The organism is Faecalibacterium longum (assembly GCF_040094125.1).
Classification (GTDB): domain Bacteria; phylum Bacillota; class Clostridia; order Oscillospirales; family Ruminococcaceae; genus Faecalibacterium; species Faecalibacterium longum.
Window position 1 is genome coordinate 1 of the sequence record NZ_JBBNIH010000043.1, and the last position, 562, is coordinate 562.

At 58.2% G+C, this 562-nt stretch carries 1 protein-coding gene; it reads left to right on the plus strand.

The features are described from left to right. Positions 1-51: 51 nt before the first annotated feature. The coding region (locus AAAU26_RS00715; RefSeq protein WP_349180867.1) for a DUF4366 domain-containing protein at positions 52-562 on the plus strand (511 nt) is incomplete at its 3' end.

Genomic DNA, 562 nt, shown 5'->3' on the forward strand with positions numbered 1-562 from the left:
CGAACCCGGCTGCGCTGTCTGCCGTGGGTGCAACTTTCGAGAAGGAGGTCGATGCAGATGAAGATTAAGAAACTGGGCGCGCTGCTGGTATCGGCGGCACTGTGCGCTGGCATGGCGGCTCCTGCTTTTGCTTTTGAAGGCGAAGCTGCCCCGGTGGAGCAGCCGGTTCTGCCGGAAGTCGTGGAGGAAGATGTTGTCACCGTCACGGACGAAACCTCTGGTGCCCTGACCCCGGAGGGCAATCTGACGCTGGTGGACGATTACTACACCAACTACTCCGATGGCAGCGGACAGCAGTTCATTACGCTGGTGTCAAAATCGGGCGCTACCTTCTATCTGGTGATTGACCGCAACGCCAAGGGGCAGCAGACCGTTCACTTTATGAACCTTGTGGACGAAGCCGACCTTCTGGCTCTGATGGAGGAAGATGCTGCCGATGCTTATACCGCTGAAAAAGAAGCAGCGGCGCAGGCGGAACAGGACAGGCTGAAAGCCGAGGAAGAAGCCAAGAAAGCCGCAGAAGAAGCGGCGGCATCCGGCGAGGAACAGCCCAAGGAAAACA